The sequence below is a fragment of the Nocardioides luti genome (genome assembly GCF_014212315.1).
In the GTDB taxonomy this organism is placed as follows: Bacteria; Actinomycetota; Actinomycetes; order Propionibacteriales; family Nocardioidaceae; genus Nocardioides; species Nocardioides luti.
The window spans coordinates 336384-353751 of record NZ_JACKXE010000001.1; the positions used below are offsets into that span (position 1 = coordinate 336384).

The 17368-nt window shown below is 72.3% G+C and carries 18 protein-coding genes; 11 read left to right on the top strand and 7 right to left on the bottom strand.

Features of this window, described 5'->3' with window-relative positions; all coding sequences use genetic code 11:
• Nucleotides 1-22 precede the first annotated feature (22 nt).
• Together H5V45_RS01540 and H5V45_RS01545 are read right to left on the bottom strand one after the other, a co-directional pair.
• Entirely contained in the window at nucleotides 23-814 is a 792-nt protein-coding gene (locus H5V45_RS01540) for an NAD(P)-binding domain-containing protein (protein ID WP_185251309.1), read from the bottom strand.
• A complete protein-coding gene (locus H5V45_RS01545) occupies nucleotides 814-1857 on the bottom strand; it encodes an LLM class F420-dependent oxidoreductase (protein ID WP_185251310.1) in 1044 nt (347 codons plus the stop codon). Before H5V45_RS01545 ends, H5V45_RS01540 begins: the two co-directional genes overlap by 1 nt.
• A 68-nt stretch (nucleotides 1858-1925) precedes the next feature.
• Here H5V45_RS01545 and H5V45_RS01550 point away from each other — a divergent pair, with 68 nt between their 5' ends.
• From H5V45_RS01550 to H5V45_RS01560, 3 genes are read left to right on the top strand one after another with little or no spacing between them, the layout of a single operon-like run.
• Nucleotides 1926-2927, top strand: coding sequence for a Zn-ribbon domain-containing OB-fold protein (locus H5V45_RS01550; RefSeq protein ID WP_185251311.1), 1002 nt, complete (start codon nucleotides 1926-1928; stop codon nucleotides 2925-2927).
• Between the two features lie 30 nt (nucleotides 2928-2957).
• The gene (locus tag H5V45_RS01555) at nucleotides 2958-4010 is read left to right on the top strand and encodes a thiolase domain-containing protein (RefSeq protein ID WP_185251312.1); all 1053 of its coding nucleotides are present in this window, start codon (nucleotides 2958-2960) and stop codon (nucleotides 4008-4010) included.
• Nucleotides 4007-5170, top strand: a complete 1164-nt coding sequence (locus tag H5V45_RS01560; protein WP_185251313.1) for a thiolase domain-containing protein — start codon at nucleotides 4007-4009, stop codon at nucleotides 5168-5170. The genes H5V45_RS01555 and H5V45_RS01560 overlap by 4 nt, the downstream gene beginning before the upstream one ends.
• Nucleotides 5171-5189: 19 nt before the next feature.
• Here H5V45_RS01560 and H5V45_RS01565 read toward each other — a convergent pair whose 3' ends face one another.
• Nucleotides 5190-5954, bottom strand: a complete 765-nt coding sequence (locus tag H5V45_RS01565) for a maleylpyruvate isomerase family mycothiol-dependent enzyme (protein ID WP_185251314.1) — start codon at nucleotides 5952-5954, stop codon at nucleotides 5190-5192.
• Between the two features lie 65 nt (nucleotides 5955-6019).
• Between H5V45_RS01565 and map the strand changes: the two genes are divergently transcribed.
• Nucleotides 6020-6787, top strand: coding sequence for a type I methionyl aminopeptidase (gene map, locus H5V45_RS01570; RefSeq protein ID WP_185251315.1), 768 nt, complete (start codon nucleotides 6020-6022; stop codon nucleotides 6785-6787).
• Between the two features lie 19 nt (nucleotides 6788-6806).
• On the opposite strand, the gene H5V45_RS22520 is transcribed toward map, so the two are convergent.
• A complete protein-coding gene (locus H5V45_RS22520; protein WP_185251316.1) occupies nucleotides 6807-8048 on the bottom strand; it encodes a cytochrome P450 in 1242 nt (413 codons plus the stop codon).
• Nucleotides 8049-8225: 177 nt separating this feature from the next.
• On the opposite strand from H5V45_RS22520, the gene H5V45_RS01580 reads away from it, so the two are divergent.
• The gene (locus tag H5V45_RS01580) at nucleotides 8226-9377 is read left to right on the top strand and encodes a steroid 3-ketoacyl-CoA thiolase (protein ID WP_185251317.1); all 1152 of its coding nucleotides are present in this window, start codon (nucleotides 8226-8228) and stop codon (nucleotides 9375-9377) included.
• 176 nt (nucleotides 9378-9553) lie between these two features.
• A complete protein-coding gene (locus H5V45_RS01585; RefSeq protein WP_185251318.1) occupies nucleotides 9554-10489 on the top strand; it encodes a type IV toxin-antitoxin system AbiEi family antitoxin domain-containing protein in 936 nt (311 codons plus the stop codon).
• 84 nt (nucleotides 10490-10573) lie between these two features.
• Here the strand turns inward: H5V45_RS01585 and H5V45_RS01590 are convergent, their stop codons facing one another.
• Together H5V45_RS01590 and H5V45_RS01595 are read right to left on the bottom strand one after the other, a co-directional pair.
• Nucleotides 10574-11497 (bottom strand): SDR family oxidoreductase, encoded by a 924-nt coding sequence (locus H5V45_RS01590; protein WP_185251319.1) that lies wholly within the window; start codon nucleotides 11495-11497, stop codon nucleotides 10574-10576.
• A complete protein-coding gene (locus H5V45_RS01595) occupies nucleotides 11494-12267 on the bottom strand; it encodes an SDR family oxidoreductase (protein WP_185251320.1) in 774 nt (257 codons plus the stop codon). The genes H5V45_RS01590 and H5V45_RS01595 overlap by 4 nt, the downstream gene beginning before the upstream one ends.
• Before the next feature lie 71 nt (nucleotides 12268-12338).
• On the opposite strand from H5V45_RS01595, the gene H5V45_RS01600 reads away from it, so the two are divergent.
• Genes H5V45_RS01600 through H5V45_RS01615 form a run of 4 tightly spaced genes read left to right on the top strand, consistent with a single transcriptional unit; the run spans nucleotide 12339 to nucleotide 15812 of the window.
• Nucleotides 12339-13100 (top strand): enoyl-CoA hydratase family protein, encoded by a 762-nt coding sequence (locus tag H5V45_RS01600; RefSeq protein WP_185251321.1) that lies wholly within the window; start codon nucleotides 12339-12341, stop codon nucleotides 13098-13100.
• Nucleotides 13097-13993 (top strand): CoA transferase subunit A, encoded by an 897-nt coding sequence (locus H5V45_RS01605; RefSeq protein ID WP_343061372.1) that lies wholly within the window; start codon nucleotides 13097-13099, stop codon nucleotides 13991-13993. The genes H5V45_RS01600 and H5V45_RS01605 overlap by 4 nt, the downstream gene beginning before the upstream one ends.
• A complete protein-coding gene (locus tag H5V45_RS01610; protein WP_185251322.1) occupies nucleotides 13990-14748 on the top strand; it encodes a CoA-transferase subunit beta in 759 nt (252 codons plus the stop codon). The genes H5V45_RS01605 and H5V45_RS01610 overlap by 4 nt, the downstream gene beginning before the upstream one ends.
• Nucleotides 14745-15812, top strand: coding sequence for a nitronate monooxygenase (locus H5V45_RS01615; RefSeq protein ID WP_185251323.1), 1068 nt, complete (start codon nucleotides 14745-14747; stop codon nucleotides 15810-15812). Before H5V45_RS01610 ends, H5V45_RS01615 begins: the two co-directional genes overlap by 4 nt.
• 16 nt (nucleotides 15813-15828) lie before the next feature.
• On the opposite strand, the gene H5V45_RS01620 is transcribed toward H5V45_RS01615, so the two are convergent.
• Nucleotides 15829-16815, bottom strand: a complete 987-nt coding sequence (locus H5V45_RS01620) for a GNAT family N-acetyltransferase (protein WP_185251324.1) — start codon at nucleotides 16813-16815, stop codon at nucleotides 15829-15831.
• Nucleotides 16816-16869: 54 nt separating this feature from the next.
• Between H5V45_RS01620 and H5V45_RS01625 the strand changes: the two genes are divergently transcribed.
• Nucleotides 16870-17355: a hypothetical protein gene (locus H5V45_RS01625; protein ID WP_185251325.1), complete on the top strand. Its 486-nt coding sequence runs from the start codon at nucleotides 16870-16872 to the stop codon at nucleotides 17353-17355.
• Nucleotides 17356-17368 lie beyond the last annotated feature (13 nt).

Genomic DNA, 17368 nt, shown 5'->3' on the forward strand with positions numbered 1-17368 from the left:
GCCGCCGAGACTAGAACGTGTTTCAGTTCGGGGCAACGGTGCGCGCGAGGACGGCCGACAGCGCCCGGTCGACCGCGTCGTAGACGCCGGCCGCCCGCAGGTCCGCCGTGAGCTGCTCGTTGAGCCCGCCGGGCGTCGCCACCTCGGCGGTCAGCCCGGCGAGGTCGGGCGGGCCGCCGTCGCCGGTCCGCAGCGTGTCGGCGACCCCCGAGAAGACGGCCGCCACGTAGCCCCGGGCCTCGGGCCCGTCGACCCCCTGGGTCGCCAGCCACCCGGCGATCGCGTCGAGGTAGGCGTAGTGCGCCGCGACCGTGGCGGACGCGGCCGACAGCGCGTCGTACGCCGTCTCCTCGGCGACCGGGAGCACCCGCCCGACCCGGGCGAACAGGTCGGTCACCGCCGGCACCGGAGGATGCACCGTCGTCATGCCCTCGCGGGCGGCGGCGGACGGGAGCGGGTTCGCCCGGACGACCTCGCCGGCGGGCGTGGCCCAGCGGGCCAGGTCGGCCAGCGGCACCCCGGCGACCAGGCTCACCACCAGGTGGTGGGTGCCGAAGGTCAGGTCGCCCAGCACCGCCTCGGCCTGCTGCGGCAGCACGGCGACGAGCACGGTGCCGGCGCCGTCGACCACGGCCTGGTTGTCGGCCGCGACCCGCACGGTCGGGAAGCGGGCCGCGAGCGCCTCGGCGTGGGCGCGCCCCCGCGGCGAGAGGAGCACCTGGGGCGCGTCCTCGACCCCCTCGCACAGACCGGTGACGATCGCCGCCGCGAGAGCGCCGACGCCGATGACGCCGTACGTCGGGTCCGTCGGCATCAGGCGAGGACCTCGGCGATCCGGCGCACCTCGTCGGCGCTGCGGCAGCTGAGCAGCAGCGTCGTCACCCCGGTCGCCTCCCACGCCGCGGCCCGGTCGCGCACCTCGGCCTCGGTGCCGATGATGTGCATGTCGTCGACCAGCTCGTCGGGGATGAGCGCGGTCGCCTCGTCCTTCTTCCCGTCGAGGTAGAGGCGCTGCACCTCGTCGGATAGTTCGGCGTAGCCCATCCGCTCGAAGACCTGCTTGTGGAAGTTCTGCTCCTTGGCGCCCATGCCGCCCATGTAGAGCGAGACGACCGGCTTCATCGCGTCGATGACGGCGGCCTTCTCGTCGGCGTCGGCGACGACCTGCACGTGGCAGGTCGCCGCGATCTCGAAGTCGTCGCGCGTGCGGCGGGCGCCCGGGCGGGCAAAACCCTCGTCGAGCCAGGGCTGGTACATCCCCGCCGACTTCGGCGTGTAGAAGATCGGGATCCAGCCGTCGGCGATCTCGGCCGTCTGGGCGACGTTCTTGGGGCCCTCGGCCCCGAGCCAGATCGGGATGTCGGACCGCAGCGGGTGCACGATCGGCTTGAGCGGCTTGCCGAGCCCGACGGCGCCCTCACCGACGTACGGCAGCGGGTAGTGCGGCCCGTCGTTCGTGACCTTCTCCTCGCGGGCGAGGACCTGGCGGATGATGTCGACGACCTCGCGGGTCCGGGCGAGCGGCTTGCTGAACGGCTGGCCGTACCACCCCTCCACGACCTGCGGGCCGCTCACGCCCATGCCGAGGACCACCCGGCCGCCGCTGAGGTGGTCGAGGGTGAGGGCGTGCATCGCGATCGAGGTGGGGGCGCGGCCGGACATCTGGACGATCGACGTCCCCAGCCGGACCCGCGACGTCTCGCGGCCCCACCAGGCCAGCGGCGTGAAGGCGTCGGAGCCCCACGCCTCGGCGGTGAAGATCGCGTCGAAGCCCGACTCCTCGGCGGCCGCGACGAGCTCGCCGACCCCGGCGGGCGGCTGCGCGCCCCAGTACCCCAGCTGCAGTCCCAGTTTCATGTCGCCACCCTCTCAGAAGCCCCGTCGGCCGCTTGCCAGCAGGGTAGAACGTGTTCTACTTTCGTGCCATGTCCCGCACCCTCTCGGCCCCGGTGACGGTGGCCTTCGACTACACCCGCTCGGTCGGACCGGTCCTGGGCCGCTTCCTCGGAGGGCTCCGCGACGGCCGCTTGGTCGGGGCCCGGACCTCGGACGGCCGGGTGGTCGTGCCGCCGCCGGAGTACGACCCCGTGACGCACGCCGCCACCGACGACTTCGTCGAGGTCGCGGCCACCGGGACGGTCACGTCGTGGTCCTGGGTGCCGGAGCCGGTCAAGGGCCAGCCCCTGGACCGCCCCTTCGCCTTCGCGCTGGTCACCCTCGACGGGGCCGACGTCCCGTTGCTGCACGCGCTCGACGTCGCCTCCCCCGCCGACGTCTCGACGGGCATGCGGGTGCGGGTGCGCTGGGCCGAGGAGCGGGTCGGCGCGATCACCGACATCGCGTGCTTTGAGCCGGACGGTGGTTTCGAGACAGGCGCCAGGGCGCCTTCCTCAACCAGCGAGTCGGTGGTTGAGGAGGTTGCGCAGCAACCGTCTCGAAACCACGAACCCGTCACCACCCTCACCACCCCCGTCTCCCTCGACTACCTCTACGCCGCGTCGCCGGAGGAGTCGGCGTTCTACCGCGGCCTGCTGGAGGGCAGGATCCTCGGCCAGCGCTGCCCGGTCTGCCACAAGGTCTACGTGCCGCCGCGCAGTGCCTGCCCGGTCGACGGCGTGGCCACGACCGACGAGGTCGAGCTCGCCCACGTCGGCACGGTCACGACCTTCTGCATCGTCAACGTGCCGTTCCTCGGCCAGCGGATCACGCCGCCGTACGTCTCGGCGTACGTCCTGCTCGACGGTGCCGACATCGCCTTCCTCCACCTGATCCTCGACGTCCCGGCCGAGGAGGTGCGGATGGGCATGCGCGTCGAGGCCGTGTGGAAGCCGCGCGACGAGTGGGGCACCACGATCGAGAACATCAGCCACTTCCGTCCGACCGGCGAGCCGGACGCGGACTTCGCGACCTACCAGCAGCACCTGTGATCTCGACAAGCTCGATCAACGGAGAGTGACATGAGAGACGTTGCCGTCGTCGGGTTCGCCCAGCGACAGATGAGCGAGTTCGACGGCTCCCCCACCTGCGTGGAGCTGCTCGTGCCGCTCTTCGCCGAGTGCTACGAGCAGACCGGGTGGAACCGCCACGACATCGGCTTCTGGTGCTCCGGGTCGTCGGACTACCTCGCCGGGCGGTCGTTCTCGTTCGTCTCGGCCGTCGACGCGATCGGCGTGATCCCGCCGGTCAACGAGTCGCACGTGGAGATGGACGCCGCGTGGGCGCTCTACGAGGCCTGGCTGAAGATCCAGACGGGCGAGGTCGACACCGCGCTGGTCTACGGCTTCGGCAAGTCGTCGGCCGGCGTGCTGCGCCGGACGCTCGCGCTGCAGCTGGACCCCTACAACATGACGCCGCTGTGGCCCGACACCGTGTCCCTGGCCGGCCTGCAGGCCCGCGCCGGCATCGACGCCGCGCTCTGGGACGAGCGCGCGATGGCCGAGGTGGTCAACCGCTCGCTGACGGACGCCGAGAAGAACGAGTACGCCGTGCGCCGGGGCGGCTCGTCGGTCGATGAGCTGCTGGCCCGGCCGATGTACGCCGACCCGCTGCGCAAGCACGACTGCGCCCCGGTCACCGACGGGGCCGCGGCGATCGTGCTGGCCGCGGACGACCGGGCGCGCAGCGTCGCCGACCGGCCGGCCTGGATCACGAGCATCGCGCACTCCGTCGACCCGATCAGCATGGGAAGCCGCGACCTGACCCGCTCCCCCTCGGCGGCTGCGGCCGCCCGGTCGGCCGACTTCGACGGGCTCGAGGTCGCCGAGCTGCACGCGCCGTTCAGCCACCAGGAGCTGGTGCTGCGCAGCGAGCTCGGGCTGCCCGACGACGTACGCCTCAACCCGTCCGGCGGACCGCTCGCGGGGAACCCGATGTTCACCGGCGGGCTGATCCGGATCGGCGAGGCCGCCCGGCGGGTCTGGGACGGCAGCGCGTCCAAGGTGCTCGGCCACGCGACCAGCGGGCCGGCCCTGCAGCAGAACCTCGTGTGCGTGATGGAGGGACAGTCGTGAGCAAGCAGCCGGCGGCCGTGGTCGGCATCGGCCAGACGCACCACCGCGCCAAGCGGGAGGACGTCTCGATGGCGGGCCTGTGCCGCGAGGCGATGGACCGGGCGCTCGAGGACGCCGGGCTGACGCTCGACGACATCGACGCGATCGTGGTCGGCAAGGCGCCCGACCTCTTCGAGGGCGTGATGATGCCGGAGCTGTTCCTGGCGGAGTCGCTCGGCGCGGCCGGCAAGCCGCTGCTCCGCGTGCACACCGCCGGCTCGGTGGGCGGCTCGACCGCGATCGTCGCGGCGTCGCTCGTCCAGGCGGGCGTGCACCGGCGGGTGCTGACCGTGGCCTTCGAGAAGCAGTCCGAGTCCAACGCGATGTGGGCGCTCTCGGTGCCGGTGCCGTTCAACATGCCCGTGCACGCCGGCGCCGGTGGCTACTTCGCCCCGCACGTCCGCTCCTACATCCGCCGCTCGGGGGCGCCCACGCACGTGGGGGCGATCGTCGCGGCCAAGGACCGGCAGAACGCCCTGCTCAACCCCTACGCCCACCTCAAGAACCCCGACACCACCGTCGAGTCGGTGCTGGCCTCGCAGATGCTGTGGGACCCGATCCGCTACGACGAGACCTGCCCGTCGTCCGACGGCGCCTGCGCGCTGGTGATCGCGGACGAGGACACCGCCCGCGGGGCCACCGCCCCGGCGTGGATCCACGGCACCGTGATGCGCTCCGAGGCCACCTCGGCGGCGGAGCGCGACCAGGTCAACCCGCAGGCCGGCCGGGACGCGGCGGCGTACCTCTGGAAGCAGGCGGGCATCACGAACCCGCTCGAGGAGATCGACGCGGCCGAGATCTACGTGCCGTTCTCGTGGTTCGAGCCGATGTGGCTGGAGAACCTCGGCTTCACCGCCGAGGGCGAGGGCTGGCGGCTCACCGAGTCCGGGGGCACGGCGCTCGACGGCGTGCTGCCCGTGAACTGCTCGGGCGGCGTGCTGTCGTCGAACCCGATCGGCGCGTCCGGGATGCTGCGCTTCGCCGAGGCGGCCCTGCAGGTGCGCGGGCTGGCCGGCGAGCACCAGGTCGACGGGGCGCGGCGCGCCCTGGGGCACGCCTACGGCGGCGGGTCGCAGTTCTTCGCCATGTGGGTCGTCGGCGCCGAGCCGCCGACGAGCTGAGCCTCGCGGGGCTCCGGCCTCAGTAGCCCGGGAAGACCTCGCGCAGCTGGGCGAGCGTGACGTTGCCGCTGACGTCGACGCCGGCCGGGGTGTGCTCCGGCTTCAGGCGACCGCTGAGGAGTCGGACGCCGGCCTCGAGCGGTCCCTCCAGGGTCGCGGTGGGTGCACCTGCCTCCGTCACGAGGCGTACGCCGTCGTCGACGACGACCGCGTAACCGGAGTCGCCCAGGGCCACCGTGGCCGGCTCGGCCAGCCGGTCGGGCTTGCCCACGAAGCCGAGCAGGAAGCCGATCCCGCCCGAGAAGTGCTCGGCGAGCAGCGCGGCCGAGTCCGCACGGAGCGTCGCGGCTGGGTCGATGCCGACGGTGACGTCCCAGGCGTGGGCGGCCACCTCGTTCAGTCGCATCCCGAGGGCGGTGACCAACGGCACCGGCTCGGGCAGGAAGCCCAGGTCGACCGTGCGCGTGGCGCGCTCGTCGGCGTCGTACGCCTCGAAGGTCTCGACGAGGCGGGCGTCGTGCTCGACGAAGCCGTCGGCCTGCTCGCGCGGGGACGCGGCGTCCCAGCGGTCCCAGACCTGCTGGTTGTCGGTCGGCGTGCCGGTGACGGAGCCGAGGTTGATCTCGGCGCCGCTGCCGAGGTGCGAGAGGACCTGGGCGACGGTCCACTCCGAGGCGCCGGAGGGGCCGGCGAGGGCGTCGTCGTCGAGCGTCGCGACCAGCGCGGCCAGCTCGTCGTGGTGGGCGCGGAGGGCCGCGATGCTGCGGTCGGCGAGATCGGTCATGTGACGCGCAACACCGCCGCGCCGCCGGTTCTTCCCGCGGGGGTGCCGTTCTCTAGGCTCGGGTCATGATCGAGCTCCGCACCCCGACCCAGATCGAGGAGATGCGCCCCGCCGGGCGCTTCGTCGCCTCCGTCCTCACCCGGCTCGCCGAGGCTGCCGACGTGGGGGTGAACCTGCTCGAGCTCGACGCCCTGGCCCACGAGATGATCCGCGAGCGCGGCGCGGAGTCGTGCTACCTCGACTACCACCCGTCGTTCGGTGCCTCGCCGTTCGGCAAGGTGCTCTGCACGTCGGTGAACGACGCGGTCCTGCACGGGCTCCCCCACGACTACCGGCTGCGCGACGGCGACCTGCTCAGCGTCGACTTCGCGGCCAGCGTCGACGGCTGGGTCGCCGACTCGGCGTACAGCCTGGTCGTCGGGACGCCCCGCGACGAGGACCTCGCGCTGATCGAGACCACCGACCGCGCGCTCGCGGCCGGCATCGCGGCCGCGACCGTCGGCCACCGGATCGGCGACATCTCGCACGCGATCGCCGAGGTCGGCCGCGCGGCCGGGCTGCGGATCAACACGCAGTTCGGCGGCCACGGCGTCGGCCGGACCATGCACGGCGACCCGCACATCCCGAACGACGGCCGCCCGGGCCGCGGCTTCCCGCTGCGCGCCGGCCTGGTGATCGCGATCGAGCCGTGGTTCCTGCACACGACCGACGAGATCTACACCGACGCCGACGGGTGGACGCTGCGCAGCGCGGACGGCTCGCGCGGCGCGCACATGGAGCACACCATCGCGATCACCGCGGACGGTCCGGTCGTGCTGACCGCCCGCGGCTGAGGTCTCGGCGTACGCCCTCTCAGGCGTACTTGACCTGGAGCTCCTTGAGCCCGTGGATCCACCCGTGGCGGAGCCGCTTGGGCTCGGCCAGCTTGGTGATGTCGGGCGCGTGGTCGGCGAGCGCCTCGAAGATCAGGCTCACCTCCTGGCGGGCCAGGTTGGCGCCGATGCAGTAGTGCGCGCCGTGGCCGCCGAAGGCGACGTGCGGGTTCGGCGAGCGGGTGATGTCGAAGGTGTACGGGTCGTCGAAGACGTCCTCGTCGAAGTTGGCGCTGCCGTAGAACAGCCCGACCCGCTCGCCCTGCTTGACGGTCACGCCGCCGACCTCGACGTCGCGGAGCGCGGTGCGCTGGAAGACGTTGACGGGGGTGCCCCAGCGGATCACCTCGTCGACCATCGTGGCCGGGCGCTCCTTCTTCCACAGCTCCCACTGGTCGGGGTTGTCGAGGAAGGCGTTCATCCCGTGCGTGATGGCGTTGCGGGTCGTCTCGTTGCCGGCGACGGTCAGCATGATGACGAAGTAGCCGAACTCGTCGTCGTTGAGCCCGCGCCCGTCCTTGTCGGCGTGCACCAGCTTCGTGACGAGGTCGTCGCGGGGGTTCTCCTTGCGGTCGGCGGCCATCGTCATCGCGTAGCCGAGGATCTCGGCGGCGGCCACGTCCGGCTCCCCGGCGTAGTCGGGGTCCTCGTTGGCGAGCATCTGGTTGGACCAGTCGAAGAGCTTGCGGCGGTCCTCCTGGGGGACGCCGAGGAGGTCGGCGATCGCCTGGAGCGGGAGCTCGGCCGCGACCTCGTCGACGAAGTTGCCGGTGCCCCGCTGGACGGCCTCCTGGACGATCTGGGTGGCCCGCTCGCGCATGATCACGTCGAGGGCGCCGATCGCGCGGGGGGTGAACCCGCGGCTGATGATGTGTCGCGTCGAGGTGTGCTCGGGCGGGTCCTGGTTGATCAGCATCACGCGCTGCAGCTCGACCATGTCGCGCAGCATCCCCTCCTGGAAGCGGATGATCGCGCCGTTCTCCGAGGAGGAGAAGTCCTTGCTGTTCTTGGAGACCGCGGCCACGTCGGCGTGCTTCGACAGCGCGTAGTAGCCGGTGCCGGACTCGACCGACATGCCGTCGCGCGACGCCTGGGGCTGCTCGACCCAGTGGACCGGGGCGTTCTTCCGCAGCGCGAGGAACTGCTCGTGCGGGATCGCGGCCCAGTTCACGTCCGGGTCCGTGAAGTCGAAGCCTTCGGGGATGACGTCGGTCGTGGTCACGGGAGCTCCTTGCTGGCGGCGGTGCTGGTCGGACGGCAATACTGGAACGTGTTCTAGTGGTGATCGTTACATACTCCCGGAATGTTGTGAAGGTCGCCGGGCGGGTGCGGCCGAGTTTTTGCCGTGCGCGTCCCCGGGCGCTTGTGGGCGAACGAGAACGTGTTCTACTTTTGCGTCATGGGCACCCCGGTGATCGTCGACGCAGTCCGCACTCCCCTCGGCAAGCGGGGCGGGTGGCTGTCCGGCGTCCATCCCGCCGCACTGCTGGGCTTCGCGCAGGCGGAGGTGCTGCGCCGCGCCGGGATCGACCCCGACGAGATCGAGCAGGTGGTGGGCGGCGTCGTCACCCAGGCCGGCGAGCAGTCCAACGACATGGTCCGCCGGGCCTGGCTGTACGCCGGCCTGCCCCGGCACACCGGCGGCACCGCCATCGACGCGCAGTGCGGCTCCGGCCAGCAGTCGGCCCACCTGGTGCACGACATGGTGGCCGCCGGCACCATCACGGCCGGCGTCGCGTGCGGCGTCGAGTCGATGTCGCGCATCCCCCTGGGCGCGAACGTCCCTGCCGGCCTCGGCGACCCCCGGCCGGACGACTGGGACATCGACCTGCCCAACCAGTTCGAGGCCGCCGACCGGATCGCGCGCCACCGCGGCCTGACCCGGTCCGACCTGGAGGCGTTCGGGCTGGCCTCGCAGGTCAAGGCCCGGGCCGCGGTCGACGAGGGGCGCTTCAAGCGCGAGATCGCGCCGTACGCCGGTCCTGGCGTCGGTGACGGGCCCGTCGGCGGTCCCGTCGACACCGACCAGGGCCTGCGCGACACGACGCTCGAGGGGCTGGCCGGTCTCAAGCCCGTGCTGGAGGGCGGCCTGCACACCGCCGGCACGTCGTCGCAGATCTCCGACGGCGCCTCGGCCGTGCTGATCATGGACTCGGACCGGGCTGCCGCGCTCGGCCTCACCCCCCGGGCCCGGATCGTGACCCACTGCCTCGTGGGCTCGGACCCGTACTTCCACCTCGACGGCCCCGTCGACGCCACCTACCGGCTCCTGCAGCGCACCGGAATGGCGATCTCCGACTTCGACCTCTTCGAGGTCAACGAGGCCTTCGCCTCCGTCGTGCTGTCCTGGGCCCAGGTGCACGACGTCGACCTCGACCGCGTCAACGTCAACGGCGGCGCCATCGCCCTGGGCCACCCCGTCGGCTCCACCGGCACCCGCCTGATCACCACCGCCCTCCACGAGCTCGAGCGCCGCGACGCCTCCACCGCCCTGATCTCGATGTGTGCCGGTGGTGCCATGGCGACCGGGACGGTGCTGGAGCGGGTGTGAGGGCTCGGGGAAGTTTCACCGGGTACCCGGTGAAACTGGCGCTCCTGTCATGGAATTCCGGCCGACAAGCGCCAGATTCTTGACACCAGTGGCGTGGTGGAGGTCGAGCTCCGGGGGTTCTCCACAGATGTGAGGTCGGCGGCGTACCTGGTCGATCGAGCGGGGATCAGATCACCATGGTCCTCGAACTCATGACGCCATCCGGGCTGCTGCTACGTCGCGATGCGATCGCGAGCGGGTACGACGACAAGCACCTCCTGCGGCTGGTCAAGCGCGGCGACCTGATCCGGATCCGCCAAGGTGCCTACGCGAGCAGTGTCGTCTGGAAGGTGTCGGACGAGCCTGCGCGGCACGCGCTCATCAGCGAGGCAGTCCTGCTCCAGTACGACGACCACGTGGCGCTCTCGCACGACAGCGCCTGTCTCGCCCACGGCGGGCCGAACTGGGGGCTCGATCTGCGCGCCATCCACCTCACTCACTTCCAGGGCGGCGGTCGTGCCACCGCCGGACTCGTCCACCACAACGGCTCCTGCCACGTGACCGACGTGACCAAGCTGCCCACGGGTCACTGGGTCACGAGCCCGGCGCGAACCGTCCTGGACGTGGCCACGCGACACGGAGTCGACGTAGGCGTCGTGGTGGCCGACGATTTCCTGCATCGCGGGCTCACCACCCTCGACGAGCTCCGGATGTGCCACGCCACGCGCCAGGACTGGCCTCACGGACTCGCCGTACGCCTCGTTCTCGACCTGGCGGACGGCCGATCCGAGTCCGTTGGCGAGACGTTGTGGCGCGGCTTGTGCCGGCGGATGCGCCTGCCGCGACCCGAACTGCAGTGGCACGTCTACGACCACAACGGAGTGCTGGTCGGCCGCACCGATCTCGCCTGGCCGCACCACCGCCTGCTGGGTGAGTTCGACGGGAAGTCGAAGTACCTGCGCCTGAGACTCCAGGGCGAGACCATCGAGGAGACGGTGATGCGCGAGAAGGCGCGGGAGGACCGGCTGCGCGAGACCACAGGCTGGCAGATGATCCGCGTGGTGTGGGCCGACCTCTTCCGTCCCGAGCAGACCGCGGCCCGCATTCGGCGGCTGATGAACCGGGCGGCCTGACCGGCCTCCTGTCATGAAACTGGCGCTTGTGTCATGGAGTTCCATGACACAAGCGCCAGTTTCACCGGGTACCCGGTGAAACTGCTACGCCCCGTACACCGGCTCCGGCGCAGGCGCCTCCGCCACAAGAGCCCGGACAGCAGCACCGACGTCGCGCGCGTCCCACCTCGCACCAGCACCGCCAGCACCGCCAGCACCACCATCAGCACCCACCGCAGCCACAGCGGATGGCCCGTGCGCCCACCCGGTCTCGAGGGTGAGGCGGGCGCCGTCGATCTCGAGGACGCGGCCGGTGACGTCGGCGGAGTCGACGGAAGCGAGCCAGGCGACGACGGGTGAGTTGTCCTCGGGCAGGGCCATGGCGGAGGTGTCGAAGGCGCCCTCGGTCATCCGGGTGCGGGCGACGGGGGCGATCGCGTTCACGGTCACCCCGTAGCGCCCCAGCTCCTGCGCCGCCACCAGCGTGAGCCCGGCGATGCCGGCCTTGGCGGCGGAGTACGTCGCCTGCCCGACCGAGCCCTGCAGCCCGGCGCCGGACGAGGTGTTGACGACCCGTGCGGCGCGGGTGCGGCCGGCCTTGGCCTCCGCGCGCCACCACGCGCCGGCGTGCCGCAGCATGGCGAAGTGCCCCTTGAGGTGCACGCGGATGACCGCGTCCCACTCCTCCTCGGAGGTGCTGACGAGCATCCGGTCGCGGACGAAGCCGGCGTTGTTGACGAGGATGTCGAGGCCGCCGTACGTCGTGACCGCCTGCTCGACCAGCGCCGCCGAGTCGGCGAAGTCCGCGACGTCGGCGGCATTCGCGACCGCCCGGCCTCCCGCGGCCACGATCGCGGCGACCACCTCCTCGGCGGGCGACTCCCCCGTGCCCTCGCCGGCGAGCGAGACACCGAAGTCGTTGACCACGACGGCGGCGCCGTGGCGCGCCAGCTCGAGGGCGTGCGCCCGGCCGATGCCGCGCCCCGCCCCGGTCACGATGGCGACGCGTCCGTCGAGAAGCTGGGTCACGAGGTCTCCTGGGGCACAGAGGGAAGGGCGGACAGGAAGGCGGGCGGCTCCCCGCCGCCGTGGCAGGCCACGCGCGCGCCGGAGACGTACGACGCCAGGTCGGACGCCAGGAACGCCGCGACGTGCCCGACCTCGACCGGGGTGGCCATTCGGCCGAGCGGGATGGTGCGCTCGATGGCGACGACCCCGGCGTCGCCGCCGTAGTGGTCGTCGGTGTTCTCGGTCCGGCACAGCCCGACGTCGATCGCGTTGACCCGCACGCGCGGCGCCCACTCCACCGCGAGCGACTGGGTGAGCGCGTCGAGCCCGGCCTTGGCGGCGCCGTAGGCCGCCGTGCCGGGCGAGGGCCGCAGCGCGGACACCGAGGAGATGTTGACGATCGCGCCGCCGGCGGCCTGGCGCTGCATCACCGCGTTCGCCGCCTGCGCCATCGCCAGCGGCGCGAGCAGGTTGAGGCCGACGACCTTGTCGTGGAAGCGGGGCGAGGCGTCCGCCGCCAGGGCGTACGGCGCTCCCCCGGCGTTGTTGACCAGCACGTCGAGGCGGCCGTGGTCGGCGACGATCCCGTCGACGAGCGCGGCCACGGCCTCGACGTCCCGGACGTCGCAGACGCGGTGCTCGGTGCCGGGCGCCGGGTCGGAGGGGGTCCGCGAGCACGTCACCACGACCGCGCCGGCCGCGGCGAACACCGACGCGATGCCCGCGCCGATGCCGGCGCTGCCGCCGGTCACGAGCACGACGCGTCCGGTCAGGTCGAGGGCCAGCGTCATGCTGGTAGCCTACCAAGCAAGCGTTAGGTTTGTCCGATCCACCGCCCCCGTCACCCCACCCAGGAGCGTGCATGACGATCACCTCCGACCTCCGCGACGACGGCATCCGCGTCGTGACGATGTCCCACCCGCCGGTGAACGCGCTGACCGTGCAGGGCTGGTTCGACCTCGCCGGCGCCCTCGACGAGGCGAGCGCGGACACCGCGACCCGCGTGGTCGTGCTGCGCGCCGAGGGCCGGGGCTTCAACGCCGGGGTCGACATCAAGGAGATGCAGAGCACGACCGGCTTCGACGCCCTCCTCGGCGCGAACAAGGGCTGCTTCGCTGCGTTCAAGGCGGTCTACGAGTGCGCCGTGCCCGTCGTCGCCGCCGTGCACGGCCACTGCCTCGGCGGCGGCGTCGGGCTGGTCGGCAACGCCGACTGCGTCGTGGCGAGCGAGGACGCCTACTTCGGCGTCCCGGAGGTCAAGCAGGGCGCCCTCGGCGCCGCCACCCACATGGCGAGGCTGGTGCCGCAGCACCTGATGCGGACGCTCTACTACACGTCCCGGACCATCACCGCGGCCGAGCTGGTGCCGCACGGCAGCGTGCTCGAGGTGGTCCCCCGCGACCGCCTCGACGACGCCGCGCTCCAGGTCGCCGGTGAGATCGCCGCCCAGGACCCGCGCGTGATCCGGGCCGCCAAGGAGTGCCTCAACGGCATCGACCCCGTCGACGTCAACGCGAGCTACCGCTTCGAGCAGGGCTTCACGATGGAGCTGAACCTGATGGGCGTCAGCGACGACCTGCGGGACTCGTTCGTGAATCGGCAGAGCGCGCGGGAGGAGAGGTGAGCGCCACACCCCGCGACAAGCGGATGACGGTCGACGAGGTCGTGGCCCAGCTGCGCGACGGCATGACGATCGGGATCGGGGGCTGGGGGCCGCGCCGCAAGCCGATGGCCCTGGTGCGCGCGATCCTCCGCTCGGACCTCACCGACCTCACGATCGTCAGCTGGGGCGGCGCCGACGTCGGGCTGCTGGTGCGCGCCGGCAAGGTCCGCCGGCTCGTCTACGCGTTCGTCTCGCTCGACAGCGTCCCGCTCGAGCCGAACTTCCAGCGCGCCCGTCAGGCCGGCACGATCCCCGAGGTGGTCGAGCTCGACGAGGGCATGTTCCAGACCGGCCTCCGGGCCGCCGCGCAGCGGCTGCCGTTCCTGCCGATGCGGGCGGGCCTCGGCTCGGACGTCCTCGTCCACAACCCCGACATCGCCACCGTCACCAGCCCGTACGCCGACCCGGAGACGGGCGTCCAGGAGGAGCTCGTCGCGGTGCCGGCCCTCCGGCTCGACGTCGCGCTGGTCCACCTGAACCGGGCGGACCGGCACGGCAACGCGACGTACCTCGGCCCCGACCCCTACTTCGACGACCTCTTCGCGATGGCGGCCGACCGCACCTACCTGAGCGTCGAGCAGGTCGTCGACACCGCGGGCCTCACGGTCGACACCCCGGTCCAGCGGCTGCTGCTCAGCCGGATGCTCGTCACCGGCGTGGTCGAGACGCCGAACGGCGCGCACTTCACGACCTGCACGCCCGACTACGAGCGCGACGAGCCCTTCCAGAAGGCGTACGCCGCCGCCGCGGCCGCCAGCGACGAGGACTGGGCGGCGTTCGAGGAGCGCTTCCTGTCCGGCGACGAGGCGGCCTACCAGCGCGCGGTGCGCGCGTTCCACGAGGAGCAGGCATGAGCGAGCAGGCCACCCGCGCGGACGTCTGCGCCGCGGCGATCGCCGACGCCTTCCGCGACGACGGCGAGCTGTTCGCCAGCCCGATGGGGCTGCTGCCGATGCTCGGCGTGCGCCTCGCGAAGCTGACCAGCAACCCGGACCTGGTCATCTCCGACGGGGAGTCGCTGTTCCTGGCCGGGGTGCCGCCGCTGTTCGCGAAGGGCGTCGTCGTCGAGGGCTGGATCCCCTTCCGCAAGGTCTTCGACGTGGTCGCCCACGGCCGGCGGCACGTGATGATGGGCGCCACCCAGGTGGACCGTCACGGCAACCAGAACATCAGCGCGATCGGCGACTTCGACCGGCCGCGGCGCCAGCTGCTCGGCTCGCGCGGGGCACCGGGCAACACGGTCAACAACCGCACGTCGTACTGGGTCCCGAAGCACTCCCCCCGCGTCTTCGTCGAGCAGGTCGACGTCGTCTCCGGTGTCGGTCCGGCCCGGGCACGCGAGGCCGGCCCGGCCGCGGCGCGCTTCAACGACATCCACCGGGTCGTCAGCAACCTGGCCGTCCTCGACGTGCGCGGTGAGGGCGACACCCTGCGGGTGCTGAGCCTGCACCCGGGCGTCGGGGCCGACGAGGTCCGCGAGGCCACCGGCTTCGACCTCGACGTGCCCGCCGACGTCGTGACCACCCGCGAGCCCACCCTCGAGGAGCTCGTGATCATCCGCGAGGTCCTCGACCCGAAGGGGCTGCGCTTCAAGGAGGTCCCCGCGTGATCGAGCAGCTGCTCCGCACCCCGCTCACCGACCTGACCGGTGTCCGCCACCCCGTCGTGCAGACCGGGATGGGCTGGGTGTCCGGGCCGCGCCTGGTCAGCGGCACCGCCAACGCCGGCGGCCTTGGCCTCCTGGCCAGCGCCACGATGTCCCTCGAGGAGCTCGAGCACGCGATCGTCGAGGTGAGATCCCGCACCGACGCGCCGTTCGGCGTCAACCTCCGCGCCGACGCGGGTGACGCGGTCGACCGCTGCGACCTGCTGATCAGGCACGGGGTCAAGGTCGCGTCGTTCGCGCTCGCCCCGAAGCAGGACCTGATCAAGCGACTCAAGGACCACGGCATCGTCGTGATGCCGTCGATCGGTGCGGCCCGGCACGCCGAGAAGGTCGCGGCCTGGGGCGCCGACGCCGTGATGGTCCAGGGCGGCGAGGGCGGCGGGCACACCGGCCCGGTGCCGACCACGCTGCTGCTCCCGACGGTGCTCGACGCCGTCGACATCCCGGTCGTCGCCGCCGGCGGCTTCTTCGACGGGCGCGGCCTCGCGGCCGCGCTGTCGTACGGCGCCGCGGGGGTCGGCATGGGCACGCGGTTCCTCCTCACCCGGGACAGCGCGGTGCCGGACGCCGTCAAGGAGCTCTACCTCGCCCGGGGGCTCACCGACACCGTCGTCACCGCCAAGGTCGACGGGATGCCGCACCGGATGCTGCGCACCGACCTGGTCGAGGAGATCGAGGAGGGCAGCGCCCTGCGCCGTCTCGTCCCGACCGCCCGGCGGACGCTGGAGTTCAAGCGCACCAGCGGGATGGGCTGGCTGGACCTGGCCCGCGACGGGCGCAGCATGCGCCGGACGCAGGGGCGCACGCTCGCCCAGATGACGCTCGCCGCCAACACCCCCACGATGCTCAAGGCCGGCCTCGTCGACGGCGACACCACGGCCGGTGTCCTCGCCAGCGGTCAGGTCGTCGGCGTGATCGACGACCTGCCCAGCTGCGAGGAGCTCATCGACCGGGTCGTCACCCGGGCGGCCGACGAGCTGCGCCGCGCCGCCGCACACGTGGTCTGAGCCGGGTCGCGCGCGCTCACAGCTTGCGCTGGAAGGAGACCGCCCGGCCGAGCACGACGTACCCCAGCACCTCGTTGACGTCGATCATGTGCCGGTTCTCCTCGGCGTTCCACGTGTCGATCGTCGCGAGCTGCGGCTCCGCCTCGTGCAGCCACCGCAGCATCTCCAGCTTCAGCAGGAGCCCGAGCCGGTGCCCGCGGTGCGCGGCCACGACAGAGGTGTCGTGCTGCTCGCCGATCTCCGGCCGCTCGGTGTCGACCCCGACCACGGTCACCCCCGCGAGCTCGCCGGTCCCGCGGTGCCGGGCGAAGACCTTGTACGGCCGGATGCCGCGCCCCTCCATCGCCGTCTCGTACGCCCGGATCCGCTCGGCGTCGTAGACCTCGTCCTCGATGTCGAGGCCGCCGAGCGGCGCGTCGTTGATCGCCGCCGTCATCACGGCCATCGCCTCGAGCTCCTCCTCCGGCGTCGGCCCGAGGCGCCGGACCAGGTCGTACGCCGCGGCGTGCGGCCGCGCGTCGTCGTACGCCGCGTCGAGCGCCGCCCGGTCGAGGTCGGCCAGCACCTGGCGACGCCCCACCTCGACGTGCTTCTCCTCGAAGCCGTGGCCCTCCGCGAAGCCACGCGCCGCGTCCGCCTCCCACCAGCCGATGCCGACGGTCGTGCGGCCCTCGGAGCGGGCCCGCTCGAGGAGCGTCGCGAGCAGGGCCGAGCCGTGGCCGCGGCGCCGGTGCTCGGGGTGCACCTCGACGTCGAGCCAGGCCAGGTGCAGGTTGTCGCGCCGGCTGACGGCGTACTCCCCCATCGCCACCGGCGCGCCGTCGACCCGCGCCACGTAGCCGACGGCGGGCTCGAGGTCCCAGCCGTAGCGGAACAGCCCGGCCGCCTCGCGCTCGGTCATGTCGTGCTCCCAGGGGGCGCCGGCACGGCGTACGGCGTTGGTCACGGTGACGTACCCGCGCACCGCCTCCCGGTCGTCCGGGTCGAGCTCGACGATCTCCATGGACCGAGCATGAAGCCCGGACGGCCGGCGTGCATCCCGATTATCCTTCGGCGCGTGAACACCCTCGGTCGACGGACCCTCCTCCTCATGATCCCGGTCAACCTGGTGCTCATCGTCTGGGTCTGGTTCGGTCGGGTCGTCTTCGGCGTGGGTGGGTGGTTCTTCCTCATCTTCATGCTGTCGGTCGTGCCGGTGCTGCTCATCGCCCTGCTCGTCACCACGATCCTGGCCTTCACCCAGCCCGGACGACCCCGGTCCCTGACGGGCAGCCAGGCCGTGACCCAGGTGGTCGTGTGGGTCGCGATGTTCGTCTTCGGCGCCTTCATGCCGGACTTCGGCGACACCGACGACAGCCACATCTCGTTGCTCACCCAGGTCTTCGGCCCCAGCGACGCCGCGCTCAGCGCGAGCTACACGATCGCCTTCGGCGCCGCCGCGGTGGTCCTCGTCAGCTACCTCGTGCTGCTGGTGATGCTGATCGCCGACCGGCGCAAGCAGGAGCGGCCGCCACCCCCGAGGGTGACGACCGCTCCCGTGTGATCGGTCAGGCGTT

What these genes read in the sequence shown, in the direction of transcription:
- H5V45_RS01610 (WP_185251322.1), top strand. Translation starts at nt 13,990, where the DNA reads ATGAGCGAGCAGGCCACCCGCGCGGACGTCTGCGCCGCGGCGATCGCC.
- H5V45_RS01565 (WP_185251314.1), bottom strand. Translation starts at nt 5,954, where the DNA reads ATGACCGATCTCGCCGACCGCAGCATCGCGGCCCTCCGCGCCCACCAC.
- H5V45_RS01540 (WP_185251309.1), bottom strand. Translation starts at nt 814, where the DNA reads ATGCCGACGGACCCGACGTACGGCGTCATCGGCGTCGGCGCTCTCGCG.
- map (WP_185251315.1), top strand. Translation starts at nt 6,020, where the DNA reads ATGATCGAGCTCCGCACCCCGACCCAGATCGAGGAGATGCGCCCCGCC.
- H5V45_RS01595 (WP_185251320.1), bottom strand. Translation starts at nt 12,267, where the DNA reads ATGACGCTGGCCCTCGACCTGACCGGACGCGTCGTGCTCGTGACCGGC.
- H5V45_RS01580 (WP_185251317.1), top strand. Translation starts at nt 8,226, where the DNA reads ATGGGCACCCCGGTGATCGTCGACGCAGTCCGCACTCCCCTCGGCAAG.
- H5V45_RS01600 (WP_185251321.1), top strand. Translation starts at nt 12,339, where the DNA reads ATGACGATCACCTCCGACCTCCGCGACGACGGCATCCGCGTCGTGACG.
- H5V45_RS01585 (WP_185251318.1), top strand. Translation starts at nt 9,554, where the DNA reads ATGGTCCTCGAACTCATGACGCCATCCGGGCTGCTGCTACGTCGCGAT.
- H5V45_RS01550 (WP_185251311.1), top strand. Translation starts at nt 1,926, where the DNA reads ATGTCCCGCACCCTCTCGGCCCCGGTGACGGTGGCCTTCGACTACACC.
- H5V45_RS01620 (WP_185251324.1), bottom strand. Translation starts at nt 16,815, where the DNA reads ATGGAGATCGTCGAGCTCGACCCGGACGACCGGGAGGCGGTGCGCGGG.
- H5V45_RS01545 (WP_185251310.1), bottom strand. Translation starts at nt 1,857, where the DNA reads ATGAAACTGGGACTGCAGCTGGGGTACTGGGGCGCGCAGCCGCCCGCC.
- H5V45_RS01555 (WP_185251312.1), top strand. Translation starts at nt 2,958, where the DNA reads ATGAGAGACGTTGCCGTCGTCGGGTTCGCCCAGCGACAGATGAGCGAG.